A 15,566-nucleotide genomic window follows, 5' to 3' on the forward strand; every position below is an offset into this window, starting at 1 on the left:
CACGGAGCTATCCTATTACCAGAAAATGCGTCAAGTTGCAAAAAGAGGTAATATGATGTTGATAAAAAGAGATGTCTACTTAAATAAGCTTATTGAACGACAGAATAATGGAATGGTAAAGGTTATCACCGGAATCAGGCGCTGTGGCAAATCATTTTTATTATTCAAGTTGTATAAGGAGTATCTTCTTAACAGTGGTGTTGGTGCTGATCATATAATTGAGATTGCACTTGATGGTATCGATGCTGATGAATTGCGTGAACCTAAGGCGTGTTATAGATACATTAAGGAAAAAATCCTTGATGGCGAGAAAAATTACGTTCTTTTGGACGAAGTTCAATTCATGGATAGGTTTGAGGAAGTATTAAATAGCCTTCTGAGAATAGAGAATGTTGATGTATATGTTACGGGAAGTAATTCCAAATTTTTGTCAAAGGACATTATCACTGAGTTCAGAGGCAGAGGGGATGAGATACATATATATCCGCTTACCTTCGCTGAGTTTTATGCTGCTTTTGGTGGTGAATACGATGATGCCTGGGATGCGTATTTGAATTATGGTGGGCTGCCGGCTCTTATTGATATGAATAATGCCAAGCAGAAGATGGACTATCTCAAAAGCATCTTTGATAACGTTTATATGAAGGATGTTATCGAGCGTAATAAGATAAAGAATAAGGATGAGATAAATACGCTTGTAAATATACTTGCATCTGCGATTGGATCTCCCACTAATCCTACAAAGATATCGAATACTTTTGAAACGGAAAGACATAGCAGCTATACACATAAAACGATATCTTCTCATATAGATTTTCTGGAAGAAGCATATCTTATATCAAAAGCAAACAGATATGATATCAAGGGCAGGAAATACATAGCCGCTAACCTTAAATACTATTTTACTGATGTTGGACTTAGAAATGCCAGATTGAATTTTAGGCAGCAAGAACCAACGCATCTTATGGAAAACGTTGTTTACAATGAACTCTTGGCAAGGGGATATTCCGTGGATGTTGGTGTGGTGGAAGTGAATCAGAAGAATAGTGAAGGTAAAAGCGTGAGAAAGCAACTGGAAGTGGACTTTGTGACCAACATGGGAAATCAACGTTACTATATCCAGGTCGCATATGATCTTTCCACCGAAGAAAAACAGCAGCAGGAATACAATTCGTTTAGAAACATTCCTGACTCTTTCAAGAAAATTGTACTTGTAAATGGATCTTCAAAACCATGGAGAAATGATGAGGGATATGTAATCATGGGAATGAAGTATTTTCTTCTGAATAGTGACAGCCTGGATTTTTAATAATGCCAAGGGATATTATTATAAATATCGTGCGAGAAAACCCCTTCCGATGAAGTCGGTTGTGGGATGAATCGCACTAGCTTTTCTTTTTGTATTTCCCCGTCTTAATGTATTTGCGTTTGTGTTCCTCTGTTCGTTGATCTTCAATGTATTTCTTGACAGTATCAAGAGAAACACTTCCGGTAGTGACACAGAAGTAACTTGCACTCCAGAAGGGTGAATCTCCCCATAGGTATTTCTCAAGGTGTGTTCTATATGTATTTCTCACTTCTTTGGACAGCTGTGATTACTTTCTTTCTGTATTTAGTCACGAAAATTACATGGTATGTGAGTTTGTATACGGAATGTGAGCCTCTTCTGTACTCGTTCAGGATATCTGATTCCAGCATCGATTTCTGCATAAATCTACCCCTTATCTAAAGAGAACAAATGTTTGCCTGTTTTTAAAAAGTGTGCTATAATACTAAATATAGAATACTATCAAGGAATTTACAACCGTGTACAGAACAAGGCAATACAGGATAAGCAAAAACCACATACTCTATGACTATTGCAGGGACATCTGCAGATCATCAGCCATTCTGTACAACAGGGCAAATTTCATCTTAAGGCAGTATTCGTCTGCAGTAGATTCAATGGTCTTGTTCAAGCCTCTTTTCTCCAATCAGATGATGATTTACAGGCTCGTCAGGGATAGCCTTTTGGGGACCAAATATCTTGGTGACAGCAAGTGGCTCTCGTATAATGCCCTTGATCATCTGCTAAAGGTTACAAGGGATAAGGCGTACTATGCCCTTCCGTCACAGGCTAATCAGCAGATATTGAAACTTCTTCTCAGAGACTATAAGTCTTTCTTTGAAGCTGTAAAAGTATATGGCAGGAATCCTGGGGCATTTACTGGTCGCCCCAAGATGCCGGGATATATGTCACAGGGATCATTCAAGACAGCTGTCCTGACTAATCAGATATGCAGGATCAAGGATGGGTATCTAAAGTTACCGGGGACAAAGGATAGGCTGTCTCTTGGCCAGCTCCCTGAAGAAGTGTGCCTTAAGGAAGTACGTATAAAGCCCAGCGGAAACAGTTTTGTCCTGGATGTAGTTCTTTCTGTTCCTGATAAAGGAATAATGCCAATGTCTGATAAGGATATCCTCTCTGACCTTTCGGACGTATCAAATCTGAAGGGCTTGAGAGTAATGGCTATCGATCCCGGAACAGACAACATAGCTGCTGTAGCAAACACTTTTGGTGCAAGGCCATTTGTGATAAAGGGAGGTGTGATCAAGTCAATCAACCAGCTTTACAACAAAGAGATGAAAAGACTCTCTTCCTGTGCTATGACATGTAACAACAGGTACAGGACAAGAAAGATGAATGCTCTTACTGAAAAGAGGAACAGAAGGATAAAGGATCAGTTCCATAAGGTGAGCAGACAGCTTGCAGCCTATGCAAGGGATAACCATGTAGATGTAGTAGTGATGGGACATAATGCATACCAGAAACAGGAGATAGGTATAGGACATGTCAATAACCAGAACTTTGTGCAGATACCAATGCTGATATTTGCAGACATGCTCAGATACAAACTTGCTGAATATGGTATAAAGTTTGTTCTCACGGAAGAAAGCTACACATCAAAGGCAGACTTTCTTGCAAAAGACTATATCCCTGTGTATAAAAAGAATGCGAAGGATAACCCCACTTTTTCAGGAAAGCGGATACAGAGGGGACTTTACAGGCACTACGATGGTACAATAACAAATGCAGACATAAATGGAGCTGCAAACATCTTAAGGAAAGTATTCCCAAAGGTAAGCCAATGGGATAGGGGCATAGTGGACATGCCCTGTTCTGCAGGATGCATAGAGCATCCTACAGGTTCATGCCGCCATGCGGCATAACAGAAACCCTTTTCCGACGTGGAGTCGGTGAGGGCAGTTCATGGTTTTAACAGGGATGGTAAGTGGCCGGTAGCATATGCGCTGATGGTTGCAGGTACTGCCGTTATCTGTGTAGTGTTTTATATGGTTTTGAATTTACCATAATCGACAAAGTCAAGACGTTATTTCTTTTCCCTCAGATGATAAAATAAAAAGGAATTTGTTGGAGGGGGAAGAGAATAATGAATCAGCTTGATAAGGAGATTACCGTAATCAGGGCAGAAGGACAGCTTGAAGGCATGGAGGCAAGAGAAATTGCGACGCCGGATTATGATGACCAGCCTTATGGCGATGATAACGTGTTGGTCAGGGCTTCGAAAAGAAGAGCTTTCCTAGTGTCATCGTCGATGTATTAATATAGTAACAAATAACATAGAATACCCTATGGATCCGCTCACTTTGTGGGCGGATTTTTGCTACAATTAAAAGGTAGTACTTTTGGCATTAAGGCTTTTGAATGATTTAGATAAGGGGAAAACGGGAAATGGGTTTAACAGAGATTAGTAAATATATAGCACTTATACTTCGGCACAAGCCTGAAGCAATTGGGATTACACTTGATGAACATGGCTGGGCAAATGTTGACGAGCTCATAGCGGGTATTTCAAAGGACCATGACTTTAATATGGAGATGCTTGAAGAGATTGTCAGAACTGACAACAAGCAGAGGTACTCTTTTAATGAAGATAAGACTCTGATAAGGGCCAACCAGGGGCATTCCATACCGGTAGATGTGGAACTTGAGAAAGCGACACCTCCAGACATCTTATATCATGGCAGCGCAGTAAAGTTTGAAGCTTCAATAGATGAAGGAGGCCTTATTCCAAAGTCCAGGCTATATGTGCACCTTTCAAAAGACTATGACACTGCTGTCACTGTTGGCTCTCGTCATGGCAAACCTGTCATCTATAAGGTCAAAGCATGGGAAATGACAAAAGATGGTTATGAATTCTTCCTGTCAGCAAATAAAGTATGGCTGACAAAAAGTGTACCGGTGAAGTATCTTGAAAAGATTTGATTACGGGAAATAGCTGCTATGAAGAAATTACCTGCAACTACTGCAAAATCTGAGATCAAAATAAAGGAGAATCCCAAGGCTGAAGCTATTAAGAAAGCTCCAAACGAAGTCATTGCCATGGCAATACGGGATGCTATGTTAAAGGAGAAGGAAAAGAGATGAAAACAATTATTGTTTATTATTCACTTGAGGGGAACACTGAGTATGTAGTAAATGCCATTTCAGGCAAGCTTTCTGCAGATGTTTTGAAGCTTGCTCCAAAGAAAGCTTATTCAGATAAGGGCTTTTCGAAGTTCTTTTGGGGCGGCAAAAGTGCTGTAATGGCTGAGACACCTGAACTTGAGCCATATAATGTTGACCTTTCACAATATGATCAGGTGGTTATTGGATTCCCTGTATGGGCCGGAACCTTTACTCCGCCTATCAGGACATTTGTAAAAGACAACAAGGCTGCACTCAAGGGAAAGAGAATATCTGCTTTTGCATGCCAGAGTGGAGCCGGTGCAGAAAAAGCTTTTGCAAAGCTTCGCGACTACATTGGAATAGATGAGTTCTATGCCAACATCATTCTTATCGATCCAAAGGCTAAACCATCAGAACAAAATGACCTTACCATCGATACATTTTGTAAGAAGCTTCAAAACGATTAAAAATCGTTAAAAGATTTTGGCTTTCAGGGTGGAATTATCTGCTTTTGAATTCTGAAAACGCAATACAGAGACTTTTGGGTATTTCAATAATATATTTCCGGCAATAGTTGGCAATATTCTTTGTAAAATTGCACGCCATTTCGGATGATATATCCTCGGAAGGGGCGTATTTCATGGAATTGACTGAAATCTGTTAATACAGGCATATGTATTTTTACACTATTTTTGTGTCAGATTACATCTCTTTGATTGTAGGTGTTTTGTGAGTAAACAGATATGAGAATGGAATAATAACACAAAAAACATTTGATTGAAGGAACCTGGTATGACTAAAGCTGTTATATTTGATATGTTTGAAACGCTTGTTTCGATGTTTTCCGGGAGTACATATTTTAGCGAAGACATGGCGACAGACTTAAACATTCCGGTTGAGGATTTCAAAAAAGCATGGCATTCCACAGAGCATGACAGAAGCTGCGGAAACTGCACGATAGAGGAAGGAATAAGGAAAGCTCTTGAAATGCTGGGGGCTTACAGTGAGAATTCCGTAAAACTTCTTTCAGATAAGCGAAGGAAGAACCTGGAAGGGATATTTGAACGAACTCCCGTGGATACTATAGCTCTTTTGCAGGAACTTAAGAGACGCGGCATAAAGATTGGACTTATAAGTAACTGTTATTCTGATGAAGCTGATGCTATTAGAAAAAGCTCTATTTTCCCGTACTTAGATGTCGCATTACTTTCATATGAGCAGGGAATATGTAAGCCGGATTATGAAATATATAAAAAAGCAATGGAGGAGCTGGGAATTACAGCTGAGGAATGCCTGTATGTCGGAGATGGCGGTTCAAAGGAGCTTTTTGCTGCCAGAGACCTTGGGATGAGATGCCTTCAGGCCTTGTATTTTGCTGATCTGGCTTTTGAGCCACATATTCCATGCTACAAACTTGATGATTTTGAACATGCATATAAGCAGAATGATATTTTGGAGAAAATACTTTCAGCCTCTCAAGGACCCCGAGACTGTATTGCTCATTGATTCGTGAAATCCCGTTTGTCGGGATAATGTGATAGTGAGTTATACTCGAAGAAAACTTTACTAACATCAGTAGAGATAAAGGAAAAACTGATAATATCGGACTTACAAATCAACACTTTTTACAAAACGTGTCGGGACCTGTGCTCCTGAAATCAACACATTTTGCAAAAAGTGTTGTTCTTTTTGTGTGCTCATTTTCCTATAATGACTTCAAGCTCAAAGCAAAGAGCAAAAAACAAATTGAAAATAAGAGAGGAAAAGATAAATGAGCCAAACAAATAAGATGTATCTGGTAACAGGAGCAGCAGGATTTCTTGGAAGCACAGTCTGCAGAAAGCTTGTTGATAGAAACGAAAAAGTAAGGGCATTTGTCCTTGAAGGTGATAAGTCAGCCGCATATCTTCCGGAAGAAGTAGAAATCGTATACGGAGATCTTTGTAATAAAGATGACCTGGAGAGATTCTTTGACACGCCTGAAAATACAGAGGTGATCGTGCTTCACATAGCAAGCATCGTAACAGTTAATCCCGACTACAGCCAGAAAGTCATGGACGTAAATGTCGGCGGGACAGAAAATATCATAGAGATGTGCAAAGAGCACAATGTTTCAAAGCTCGTTTATTGCTCATCAACAGGAGCAATACCTGAGGAAGAGAAGGGAAGCATAAGAGAATGTGAGGGTTCGATCCCGCTTGATCCTGAGAGGATCAAAGGCTGCTATTCATTGTCAAAGGCTATGGCAACAAATGTGGTGCTCAAGGCTGCAAAGGAAGGGCTTAATGCATGTGTGGTTCACCCTTCAGGAATCCTCGGACCTGAGGACTTTGCAATGGGTGAGACCACAAAGACTCTGGTTGATATCATCAATGGTGAGATGCCCGCCGGAATTGACGGAAGCTTTAATCTGTGTGATGTAAGGGATCTGGCTGACGGACTCATTGGAGCAGCAGATAAGGGAAAAAGCGGAGAGTGTTACATACTTGGAAATGAACCTGTCAGCTTTAAGGATTTTACAAAGCTTGTTTCAGAGGAGAGTGGCTGCAGACAGATGAAGTTCTTTTTACCTATATCAGCAGCAAACTTCATTGCTAAGATACTTGAGAAAAAAGCTAAAAAGACAGGCGAAAAGCCTCTTATGACAACTTTCTCTGTTTATAATCTTGCAAGAAACAACCGCTTTGATTCAAGTAAAGCAAGTAAGGAACTTGGTTATACTACAAGATCATACAGAGAAACCATACGTGACGAGATCAGATGGCTTAAAGAAACTGGAAAAATTGCATAAAAAATTACAAACAAGAGGAAAAAAGGAGAAGAATACAATGAACGATTTAGATAAGGTTTATGCAGAAAGCGTAGCAAAGGATTACATGCCAAAGGAAACAAATAAGGTCAGACAGCTAAAAAAGCTTGATGAAAGAGCAAAGCTTCCAGCATTTATAACAGCCATGACACTTGGAATCATTGGGACATTGATTTTTGGTACAGGAATGTGCTTTGGACTTGGCGTATTTGGAACAGGAGCTATTTTCATGTTCATCGGGGTACTTTTGGGAATAGTAGGCGCCGCAGTCTGCATCATCAACTATCCTTTATACAAGAAGCTTCTGAAAAAGGGCAAAGAAAAATATGCCTTTGAAATTCTGGAACTTGCTAAAGAGATAACAGGAGAAGCATAATGACGGAAAATAAGAATGTAGAAACAATACTTAAAAATGGTGACAAGGCTTTGTCTGGAATGCCTTATTTATACAGATCCAAGGGCCTTCCAAGTGAGGTTTATGATGTCAGGATGAGGGAAGGCATAAATGGTGAACTTCTGAAACTGGCGATAGCAGACACTGTCATCAGATACCCTTACTTTGGCGTCAAATTCATAGAAAAAGATGGAGATTTCTATGCGGTAAGGAATGAAATGAAGCTTGAGGCACATCACAAAGATGGATTTATCCCACTGGGCGGACATAGTAACAACTATCATCTCATGGGAGTTACATATTGGGAAAAGAGCCTAAAACTCTCTTTTCATCACGGGCTTACAGATGGAAGAGGTGCAAAGACATTTCTCGAGACATTGCTCAGATTCTACAGTGATTATAAAAATGCTGACATGGGTGAATATGAGCAGATAAGAGAAGAACATCACTTGCTGGCATCTGAACTATCGGTAGCCGAACTTACTGATCCGTGTGAAAAGAAGTACGAGCTAAATGGAAAAAGCATGAAGATTGAAGGCCTGTCCGACAAGGGATATAAGCTTCCTGAAACAAAGAATAAAGATGATCATAGGCGTTATGAGATCAGTTTTTCACAGAAGCAGTTTATGGATTCCTGCAAGAGCATCGGCGCATCTCCGATCACATATCTGAGCATACTGATGAGCAGAGGGATAAAAGAGATTTCTTTAGACTGTGATAAGACTATAGTAAGTAATTTCCCTATGGACGCAAGACATATATTAGGTTGTGATGACACCTTCAAAAACTGTGTTAAGAGTATGACTCTGCCTTACGGAAGAGAAGAGGAGAACCTTTCAGACAGTGAAATAGCTGCGAAATATAAAAGGCTTCTCAATGCCCAGAAAGAGCATGATCACTGTGCAAAGGAATTTAATAATATCAATATGCTTCTGAGTGTCATAGGACATTTTCATTCATTTGCAGGAAGACAGAAACTCCTTGGATTCATGGAAAATCTTGCGCTGGACACTTATCTTATAAGTTACATAGGTCAGTTTGATATGCCGGGTGAACTTGTGGATGAGGTACACCTGTATTCAAACTGTTCAAGCGGTCTTGTGCTTAATATGACATGTCAGAGTGGGAAATTTATCATTGATCTGACACAGGATTTTTCGACTGACAAATATGTAAATGCACTTAAGAAGCAGTTTGAAAAGGCAGGAATAGATCTGGTAGTATCTGATGAGATCATATTTGAAACGCCATTTGATGAACTCTCAGAAATCATAACATCACCGGCAGACACTGGGGAACAGGTAAGAGACTGGCTTGATAAGTTTGTTGCTGCTGCAAAGGCCTCATCGCAGGCTGCAAAGGAACGTGCAGAAGCGGCCAGAAATATGAGCCCTCAGATTACTGCGCTATATTATGATGCGGCATCAGGCACAATGAAGAGCTTTGATCCAACTAAGAATACTCAGGAAGAGATGCAGAAACTAGTGGAAAATGCCCACTCATTGTTTATTTCGTAAATTCTGTTCAATGCATGGGTAAAATATAAAGACGGAACAGAAGAATGGATAATGCAGGGCTTAGAAGAGCTCAGATGCTATCAGCGCAGACTGCCTTGGACACAACATCCGGCCTGTAATGCAAAGAAATTTACGGTCATATACTCTGGAAGATATTACTTGTGTAGGTGGTGTACGTTTTTACGAAATTGGCGAATCTGAAGCAGATAAAGTTTATCTTAAACTTTTCATCATGTCAGATATGATAGATGACCTATGGATCCAGTTCAAGAAATCAGCAACGTCTACAGGCGGAGTATATATATCTGATCCATGGAACACACTAATAATACCGACATATCAGGTATTGTATCTGAAACATGAAGATATGTATGAAATAAGGAAATGCTAGCTGTTACTCTGTTGGAATTGACGAGGTAGGGCTAAAGTGTTATATTGTAACTAGAAAATAGTTGCAAGAGGAATTACTGTGCCAAAGAAATCAAAATTACTAGAAAAAATACTGTCAAAACCCGCACCGACAAGTTTTACAATAAGAGAACTGGACGCACTTATGAAGCAATGTGGCTGCGAAAAGTTCGAGGGCGGAAGAGGCTCAGGAATAGGCTATTATCATGTTGAAACCAAGCGCATCCTTCAATTTGACGGTCCACACCCAGGCAATGAGCTGTACAGGTATCATGTAAAGATGGTCATAGCATTTCTAAAGGAAGTAGGTGAGATAGAATGATAAGTTCACTGATGGAATACAACGGATATCATGCAAAGGTAGAATTTGACCAGGAAGATCAGATTTTTATCGGTCATGTTCTCGGAATCAATGATTCTCTGAACTTTCATGGAGAATCGGTAAAAGAGCTTACCCAGTCAATGCATGACTGTATAGATAATTACCTGGATTACTGCAAAAAGATTGGTAAAGAGCCTGAGCGTGAGTTTAAAGGCTCCTTCAATGTCCGTATTAAACCCGAACAGCACAAGAAAATAGCATTATACGCCGCCAATGAAGGAATCACAATAAACCAGTTTGTATCCAGAGCTATTGATGATGAGCTGGATATCCTAGAAGGTTAGCCCAAAGACGCAATATTTTTGTTAATCCGCCGATTCGAGAACTGATAACTAAAGATGGATTTTATAATGGAAAAGCCTTGATGACAAGGCTTTTCCTTATTTGTTTCAACTATTAAAATATAAGGGTATGAAACCTTTTCTGAGCAAATTAGATATGATGAGTTTAAAAAAGTTGTGGAGAAAATTAGGACATTATAATCTGTAGAAGTGATTCATTTCGCTGATTAGATTTCAGTTAAAACTGATTAAGACAAACTAAAGATTTAGGGGCTGAACTAAGTGATAACTATTAAAGAATCAACATATGATGATATCAAGAATATACAAAACCTGTGGGCAGATGAAGACGTCATGCAGTATATCTGGCCAGGAGGATTGCATGAAACAGGGGAAGCAGTACGAGAATGGTTAGATAGATTCATATCTGCAAGACCAAAGCAAAATCATTATTCAATTTTTGAAGATGGCAAATACTGCGGTGAGACTCAATATCGTATTGATTCGGAAACTAAAAATGCTTCTTTGGATATTAAGTTATTTGAATTTGCCAGGGGCCGAGGGATTGCAACGCAGGCGCTACTATACTCTATTCAAGAAGCTTTTAAACAAGGAGCTGAAAATCTGTGGGTTGATCCCCATCCAGCTAATGCCAAGGCAATAAATTTGTACCGTAAGTTGGGATTTATTCAGAAAGAAATGCCTGAGTATGTTATTGCTTTAGGAGAAGATCCTTCTCTTTATATTTACATGGAACTGGGTAAAAAAGAATTCAATGATAAGTTTGAAAAATCTTGCGGGGCAATAGTATACACTATAGACGGTGGAGTAATAAAATATCTTTTAGTTGAGGAGATGAGCGGATCTCACAGCTTTCCAAAAGGACATATGGAAGAAGGCGAGACTGAAATAGAAACTGCGCTTCGTGAAATAAAGGAAGAAACAAATCTGAAAGTCGAGTTAGACACTGAATTTAGAGCAAGCGAACAGTATACGCTTTCAGAAAAACCTGGAGTGACAAAGCAGGTAGTTTATTTCCTTGCTAAGTATAAAGACTCATCTCCGAGCATAACAAGACCAGACGAGGTCAAAGCTCTGAAGATTCTTAAACTTGAAGATGCTATCAATACCATAGAGTATGATAACAAAAAAGAGATGCTTAAAAAGGCTGATAGCTATCTTAAGAGTAAGGCAGAGAATACTTTTTAAATTTCAGTATATATGACAATAGAGAGGTTGATATGAATTTTCTATTTGTAGCACTTGGTGGTGCCTTGGGTGCAGTAGCGCGATATGCAATAAGTCTGATTCCTGTTAAGACTTATTTTCCGATATTAACTCTGATTACAAATATCCTCGGTGCCATACTAATTGGATTCGTTGTTGGAATTACCAGTAACCGAGAAAGTGTATCTGATAATACCATTCTTTTCTGGAAGACAGGGGTGTGTGGAGGTTTTACCACATTCTCTACATTTTCCCTTGAAGCTTTTAATTTGTTTGAGAAGAAACAATATATGAATGGCGGATTATATGTGGTACTGAGTTGTTGTTGCTGCATATTTGGAATTCTATGCGGAAAGAAACTTGCGACGATAATAAAACTTTGAATTTCAGGATAATGAAATAAGCAAATCGGGATTAGTGGAGTAGAACATGGATAAAAAAAGGGCTTTGTCTGGCGCCATAATATTTATAACCCTGATGGGAATCGTAAGTCTGTTTTCGGACATGACTCATGAAGGCGCCAGAAGCATATTGGGCGAATATCTGAACCTCGCAGGGGCATCCGCTACAACCATCGGATTTGTGTCCGGTATAGGAGAATTGTGCGGGTATTCACTAAGGCTCATATCCGGATTTATAGCAGATAAAACGAAGAAATACTGGACATTTGTTATCACAGGCTATGTAATACAGGCTCTGGCGATTCCTGCACTGGCACTCGTACCTGAACATGGCTGGATTTGGGCCTGCGGTCTTGTGATCCTGGAGCGTATCGGAAAAGCGATAAAAAAGCCTGCCAAAAACACATTGGTAAGCTTTGCGGCAAGCGAGATCGGAACCGGAAAAGGCTTTGCCTATCAGGAGTTTCTGGATCAGCTTGGCGCGTTTCTCGGACCGGTACTGCTTTTTGTAACAGCTCTTGTAAAAGGTACAGACGACCTTTTTACAACATATAGAATCTCTTTTGCGATACTGCTTGTTCCTGCAATGATCACCATAGCTCTTGTTTTGACAGCAAAGATAAGATACCCTGATCCGGAGATCTTTGAAAAGCAGGAAGATAAACCGGCAAGCTTTGAATTCAGGAAGTCATTTGTTCTGTTCATGGCGGCCATCTGCTTTTTTGCTTTTGGCTTTGCAGACTTCACCCTGATCACACTTCATTCGGCTAATACCGGAGCATTTAATGAATCCATGCTCAGCCTGCTATATGCTGGGGCAATGGCTGTGGATGCCTTTGCTGCACTATTCTTTGGCTGGCTTTATGATAAGGTCGGGCTGAAGGCTCTGATCATTTCCACACTATGCAGCACATTCTTCTCATATTTTGTTTTTATGACTGGAAATGCCTGGTTGATCGGAGCTGGGATAATTCTGTGGGGGATTGGAATGGGTGCGCAGGAAAGTATTATGAAAGCAGCTGTCAGCGGAATCGTCCCGCGTTCCATGCGAAGCACCGGTTTCGGAATATTTGAGACAGGATTTGGTATTGCGTGGTTTCTGGGCAGTTGGCTTCTCGGTGCCCTGTATGATTTGAATCCTGTGTATCTTGTCACTGTGTCTGTGGTATCACAGTTTCTGGCGATTGCATTTTATGTTTTATGCCTCCGGTGCAATAAGACAGAGTGCTAACAATTCCAGTTTGCTGGAATGAGCATTATATCCGAATTTTATGTTCTATTGGTGCTAAGGGAATTCCGGGGTCAAGCTTCATATGCGCAAGAATTACTTCGTTTACGCCAGGAAGGATCATTTCTCATGTTAGAAGAGGTCCTTGTTAATTATGGCAGTCTGCTCAAAGCGTTATCAAAGATATTTACGCAGATATCAGCCATTTGTTTTTCGTCTTCCTGCATCCCATCCCTGAACCAGCTTATGAGTATTTGTAAAATGGCAGCTTCGGCAGCAAGTCTGAGATACTTCTTTTCTGGGTCAGCTGTAGGATAGAGCCGCTCTGAGACCGCTTTTTCAAGAAAGAGTTCATTCTGAAGAATTCCGGCTTGGTCAAACAGAGATATTATATCTTTATCGTTTTTGACAGCCCGAAAAATATCTTCGAACCACAGATGTGGGTTTTCGTGCAGTTCGGGCTTTTCGCTGATCTCCGCTATACGCTTTATTATTTCATCCCCAAGCTCATGCAGGATATCTTCTTTATCTGTATAGTTTCGATAGAACGCCGTCCTTGATACTCCTGCACGGCGTACTATCTCGCTGATGGTGATCTTCTCATAAGGGTGTTCGCTCATTAGATGCATAAGCGAAAGCTGCAGACACTCTCTTGTCAGCTGATTGGACTCCTTATTATTCATCCTCAGAACTTCTTTTTTTTGCATTTCTGTTAAAGATTCTTTTGAGCTTTTCATTTTTTCTCCCTCTCGACGTTACAAAAAATGCAAGAATGTAACATCGGTTCACTTAAACGAAATATTGTCATGTCCGATGGTAGAGCCATTGTTATTAATATGCTGTGGCGTTACACTTGTTACATCAGAATAATTGTAGCATCGTTTGGGGAGGCATAACAAGTATGGAATTAGCAAAAAACATTTCTCACAAAGTACAAAGACAGGCTTTTAGCATACTGATTGACAGGTTCCTTGCAAATCTCGATAAAACGGAGAACAGGACTGCTACTTATCTTAAGCTTGTTGACCAGGCAGAGAAATTCTGGGGTAAAGATGGAGCCAGAAAAGAAAGCCTTGATAAAGTAAGAGCGGCATTTAAAGATCCGGATAACAGATGGGTTAAGTTTTTGAATAAAGTAATAGATGAGACAGATCCGCATGTTGCAAAGATGATGATGCTCAATCTTGGCTATGAGGCATTTTTCAGAGGCACAAAAATGATCAGGGCAAACAGGGAAAAATACGGATGCAATATCCCATGGCTTATTCTTTTTGACCCTACAAGCGCCTGCAATATGCACTGTGCGGGATGCTGGTCAGGTACTTATGGACCTAAGCACAATCTGTCTTTTGAAGATATGGACAAAATCGTTACCCAGGGAAAAGAGCTGGGAGTATATCTTTACATGATGACAGGAGGAGAACCTCTTGTAAGGAAGAAAGATATCTTGAAACTGGCAGAAAAGCACAATGATGTTGAGTTCTCTATCTATACCAATTCAACACTTATTGATGAGGATTTCTGTAAAGAAGTTGTAAGGCTTGGAAATCTCACATTCCAGCTTTCTATCGAGGGAACTCCTGAGACTAATGACGCAAGACGTGGCCTTGGTCATTATGATGCAGTAATGAATGCCATGGATCTACTCAAAAAGTACGGAATAGTTTATGGTACTTCCATCTGCTATACAAGAAACAACATCGAGGCAGTGACTGATCCCAAGTTCATCGAGTTCATTGCTGAAAAAGGTGCTAGATTCGGATTTTTCTTCCACTACATGCCGGTTGGAAACAATGCTGTTCCTGAGCTTATGCCTACAGTAGAGCAGCGAAAGAAGATGGTGGATCAGATAAGGTTCCTTAGAAGCGTCAAATGTGACCTGGGATTCTTCCCTATGGACTTCCAGAATGATGGTGAAGCTGTCGGTGGCTGCATCGCAGGCGGAAGAAACTATTTCCACATCAATTCAAGTGGAGATGCTGAACCATGCGTATTTGTCCACTTCTCCAACACCAATATACATACACATTCAATACTTGAGATGCTTCAAAGTCCTCTTTTCATGGAATACCATAAGGGCCAGCCTTTCAATAAGAACCATTTAAGACCGTGCCCTATGCTTGAAAATCCGGCTCTTTTAAGGGATATGGTCGAAAGATCAGAAGCTCATGGTACCAATGAAGAGTCTGAAGAAAGTGTTGAACATCTGTGTGCAAAGTGTGATGATTACGCAAAAGAGTGGGCGCCTGTAGCTGACGATATCTGGGCCGGACAGAAACACTATAAGAAGGCATATGAGAATTATGCAAAAAAGGATGAAAAGCCTCTAAACATAGTTGCATTTAAGCACAAACCCAGACAGCATCACTTTAAACATAAGAGAGCTTAAATGCCTCGAATTTTATAGTATTGTTGTTTCATTTACCCTGTCGAATAAAGTTTTATACTTTTCTTTTTCTGATGCAAGGC

General features: G+C 40.2%; 20 protein-coding genes. 17 read left to right on the forward strand and 3 right to left on the reverse strand.

Annotation, left to right across the window (positions count from 1 at the left end):
* The first annotated feature begins 55 nt into the window (after window positions 1–55).
* Window positions 56–1,309, forward strand: a complete 1,254-nt coding sequence (locus BPR_RS15690; RefSeq protein WP_042258331.1) for an ATP-binding protein — start codon at window positions 56–58, stop codon at window positions 1,307–1,309.
* 76 nt (window positions 1,310–1,385) lie between these two features.
* On the opposite strand, the gene BPR_RS21655 is transcribed toward BPR_RS15690, so the two are convergent.
* The gene (locus BPR_RS21655; protein WP_408606969.1) at window positions 1,386–1,577 is read right to left on the reverse strand and encodes a transposase; all 192 of its coding nucleotides are present in this window, start codon (window positions 1,575–1,577) and stop codon (window positions 1,386–1,388) included.
* Window positions 1,561–1,710 carry a transposase gene (locus tag BPR_RS21660; protein WP_408606970.1) on the reverse strand — a complete coding sequence of 50 codons (150 nt, stop codon included), beginning with the start codon at window positions 1,708–1,710 and terminating at the stop codon, window positions 1,561–1,563. Before BPR_RS21660 ends, BPR_RS21655 begins: the two co-directional genes overlap by 17 nt.
* Before the next feature lie 96 nt (window positions 1,711–1,806).
* Here BPR_RS21660 and BPR_RS15695 point away from each other — a divergent pair, with 96 nt between their 5' ends.
* From BPR_RS15695 to BPR_RS15760, 15 genes are all read left to right on the forward strand, one after another.
* Window positions 1,807–3,210: an RNA-guided endonuclease InsQ/TnpB family protein gene (locus BPR_RS15695; protein ID WP_013282462.1), complete on the forward strand. Its 1,404-nt coding sequence runs from the start codon at window positions 1,807–1,809 to the stop codon at window positions 3,208–3,210.
* A 221-nt stretch (window positions 3,211–3,431) separates the two neighbouring features.
* Window positions 3,432–3,605: a hypothetical protein gene (locus BPR_RS20785; RefSeq protein ID WP_013282463.1), complete on the forward strand. Its 174-nt coding sequence runs from the start codon at window positions 3,432–3,434 to the stop codon at window positions 3,603–3,605.
* A 128-nt stretch (window positions 3,606–3,733) separates the two neighbouring features.
* Window positions 3,734–4,267, forward strand: a complete 534-nt coding sequence (locus BPR_RS15700) for an RNA 2'-phosphotransferase (RefSeq protein ID WP_013282464.1) — start codon at window positions 3,734–3,736, stop codon at window positions 4,265–4,267.
* 18 nt (window positions 4,268–4,285) lie between these two features.
* Window positions 4,286–4,429 (forward strand): hypothetical protein, encoded by a 144-nt coding sequence (locus BPR_RS20790; RefSeq protein ID WP_154649890.1) that lies wholly within the window; start codon window positions 4,286–4,288, stop codon window positions 4,427–4,429.
* Complete coding sequence (locus tag BPR_RS15705; protein ID WP_013282465.1) at window positions 4,426–4,917, forward strand: flavodoxin family protein; 492 nt, start codon at window positions 4,426–4,428, stop codon at window positions 4,915–4,917. The genes BPR_RS20790 and BPR_RS15705 overlap by 4 nt, the downstream gene beginning before the upstream one ends.
* A 325-nt stretch (window positions 4,918–5,242) precedes the next feature.
* Window positions 5,243–5,956 carry an HAD family hydrolase gene (locus BPR_RS15710; RefSeq protein WP_013282466.1) on the forward strand — a complete coding sequence of 238 codons (714 nt, stop codon included), beginning with the start codon at window positions 5,243–5,245 and terminating at the stop codon, window positions 5,954–5,956.
* A gap of 265 nt (window positions 5,957–6,221) precedes the next feature.
* Window positions 6,222–7,241, forward strand: a complete 1,020-nt coding sequence (locus BPR_RS15715) for an NAD-dependent epimerase/dehydratase family protein (protein ID WP_013282467.1) — start codon at window positions 6,222–6,224, stop codon at window positions 7,239–7,241.
* Between the two features lie 37 nt (window positions 7,242–7,278).
* Window positions 7,279–7,635, forward strand: a complete 357-nt coding sequence (locus BPR_RS15720; RefSeq protein WP_013282468.1) for a hypothetical protein — start codon at window positions 7,279–7,281, stop codon at window positions 7,633–7,635.
* Entirely contained in the window at window positions 7,635–9,170 is a 1,536-nt protein-coding gene (locus BPR_RS15725) for a hypothetical protein (protein ID WP_013282469.1), read from the forward strand. Before BPR_RS15720 ends, BPR_RS15725 begins: the two co-directional genes overlap by 1 nt.
* Before the next feature lie 118 nt (window positions 9,171–9,288).
* Window positions 9,289–9,561, forward strand: a complete 273-nt coding sequence (locus BPR_RS15730; RefSeq protein WP_042258333.1) for a hypothetical protein — start codon at window positions 9,289–9,291, stop codon at window positions 9,559–9,561.
* Between the two features lie 78 nt (window positions 9,562–9,639).
* The gene (locus tag BPR_RS15735) at window positions 9,640–9,900 is read left to right on the forward strand and encodes a type II toxin-antitoxin system HicA family toxin (RefSeq protein ID WP_013282470.1); all 261 of its coding nucleotides are present in this window, start codon (window positions 9,640–9,642) and stop codon (window positions 9,898–9,900) included.
* 11 nt (window positions 9,901–9,911) lie between these two features.
* On the forward strand, window positions 9,912–10,244 hold the full coding sequence (locus BPR_RS15740) for a type II toxin-antitoxin system HicB family antitoxin (RefSeq protein WP_196805226.1): 333 nt from the start codon (window positions 9,912–9,914) through the stop codon (window positions 10,242–10,244).
* Between the two features lie 279 nt (window positions 10,245–10,523).
* Window positions 10,524–11,450: a GNAT family N-acetyltransferase gene (locus BPR_RS20105; protein WP_013282472.1), complete on the forward strand. Its 927-nt coding sequence runs from the start codon at window positions 10,524–10,526 to the stop codon at window positions 11,448–11,450.
* Window positions 11,451–11,482: 32 nt separating this feature from the next.
* Entirely contained in the window at window positions 11,483–11,851 is a 369-nt protein-coding gene (gene crcB / locus BPR_RS15755; protein WP_013282473.1) for a fluoride efflux transporter CrcB, read from the forward strand.
* Between the two features lie 46 nt (window positions 11,852–11,897).
* Entirely contained in the window at window positions 11,898–13,100 is a 1,203-nt protein-coding gene (locus tag BPR_RS15760; RefSeq protein ID WP_013282474.1) for an MFS transporter, read from the forward strand.
* A 149-nt stretch (window positions 13,101–13,249) separates the two neighbouring features.
* Here BPR_RS15760 and BPR_RS15765 read toward each other — a convergent pair whose 3' ends face one another.
* Window positions 13,250–13,834 (reverse strand): TetR/AcrR family transcriptional regulator, encoded by a 585-nt coding sequence (locus tag BPR_RS15765; RefSeq protein ID WP_013282475.1) that lies wholly within the window; start codon window positions 13,832–13,834, stop codon window positions 13,250–13,252.
* Between the two features lie 164 nt (window positions 13,835–13,998).
* Between BPR_RS15765 and BPR_RS15770 the strand changes: the two genes are divergently transcribed.
* Complete coding sequence (locus BPR_RS15770; protein WP_013282476.1) at window positions 13,999–15,486, forward strand: radical SAM protein; 1,488 nt, start codon at window positions 13,999–14,001, stop codon at window positions 15,484–15,486.
* Window positions 15,487–15,566: the final 80 nt, after the last annotated feature.

It is taken from the genome of Butyrivibrio proteoclasticus B316, from assembly GCF_000145035.1.
In the GTDB taxonomy this organism is placed as follows: Bacteria; Bacillota; Clostridia; order Lachnospirales; family Lachnospiraceae; genus Butyrivibrio; species Butyrivibrio proteoclasticus.

Excerpts from the sequence above, each read along its gene's own strand:
- BPR_RS21660 (WP_408606970.1), bottom strand. The coding sequence starts at position 1,710 with ATGCAGAAATCGATGCTGGAATCAGATATCCTGAACGAGTACAGAAGA.
- BPR_RS15690 (WP_042258331.1), top strand. The coding sequence starts at position 56 with ATGTTGATAAAAAGAGATGTCTACTTAAATAAGCTTATTGAACGACAG.
- BPR_RS15770 (WP_013282476.1), top strand. The coding sequence starts at position 13,999 with ATGGAATTAGCAAAAAACATTTCTCACAAAGTACAAAGACAGGCTTTT.
- BPR_RS15720 (WP_013282468.1), top strand. The coding sequence starts at position 7,279 with ATGAACGATTTAGATAAGGTTTATGCAGAAAGCGTAGCAAAGGATTAC.
- BPR_RS15705 (WP_013282465.1), top strand. The coding sequence starts at position 4,426 with ATGAAAACAATTATTGTTTATTATTCACTTGAGGGGAACACTGAGTAT.
- BPR_RS15765 (WP_013282475.1), bottom strand. The coding sequence starts at position 13,834 with ATGAAAAGCTCAAAAGAATCTTTAACAGAAATGCAAAAAAAAGAAGTT.
- BPR_RS15725 (WP_013282469.1), top strand. The coding sequence starts at position 7,635 with ATGACGGAAAATAAGAATGTAGAAACAATACTTAAAAATGGTGACAAG.
- BPR_RS15730 (WP_042258333.1), top strand. The coding sequence starts at position 9,289 with ATGCAAAGAAATTTACGGTCATATACTCTGGAAGATATTACTTGTGTA.
- BPR_RS15715 (WP_013282467.1), top strand. The coding sequence starts at position 6,222 with ATGAGCCAAACAAATAAGATGTATCTGGTAACAGGAGCAGCAGGATTT.
- BPR_RS15710 (WP_013282466.1), top strand. The coding sequence starts at position 5,243 with ATGACTAAAGCTGTTATATTTGATATGTTTGAAACGCTTGTTTCGATG.
- BPR_RS15740 (WP_196805226.1), top strand. The coding sequence starts at position 9,912 with ATGGAATACAACGGATATCATGCAAAGGTAGAATTTGACCAGGAAGAT.
- BPR_RS20790 (WP_154649890.1), top strand. The coding sequence starts at position 4,286 with ATGAAGAAATTACCTGCAACTACTGCAAAATCTGAGATCAAAATAAAG.
- crcB (WP_013282473.1), top strand. The coding sequence starts at position 11,483 with ATGAATTTTCTATTTGTAGCACTTGGTGGTGCCTTGGGTGCAGTAGCG.
- BPR_RS15760 (WP_013282474.1), top strand. The coding sequence starts at position 11,898 with ATGGATAAAAAAAGGGCTTTGTCTGGCGCCATAATATTTATAACCCTG.
- BPR_RS20785 (WP_013282463.1), top strand. The coding sequence starts at position 3,432 with ATGAATCAGCTTGATAAGGAGATTACCGTAATCAGGGCAGAAGGACAG.
- BPR_RS15700 (WP_013282464.1), top strand. The coding sequence starts at position 3,734 with ATGGGTTTAACAGAGATTAGTAAATATATAGCACTTATACTTCGGCAC.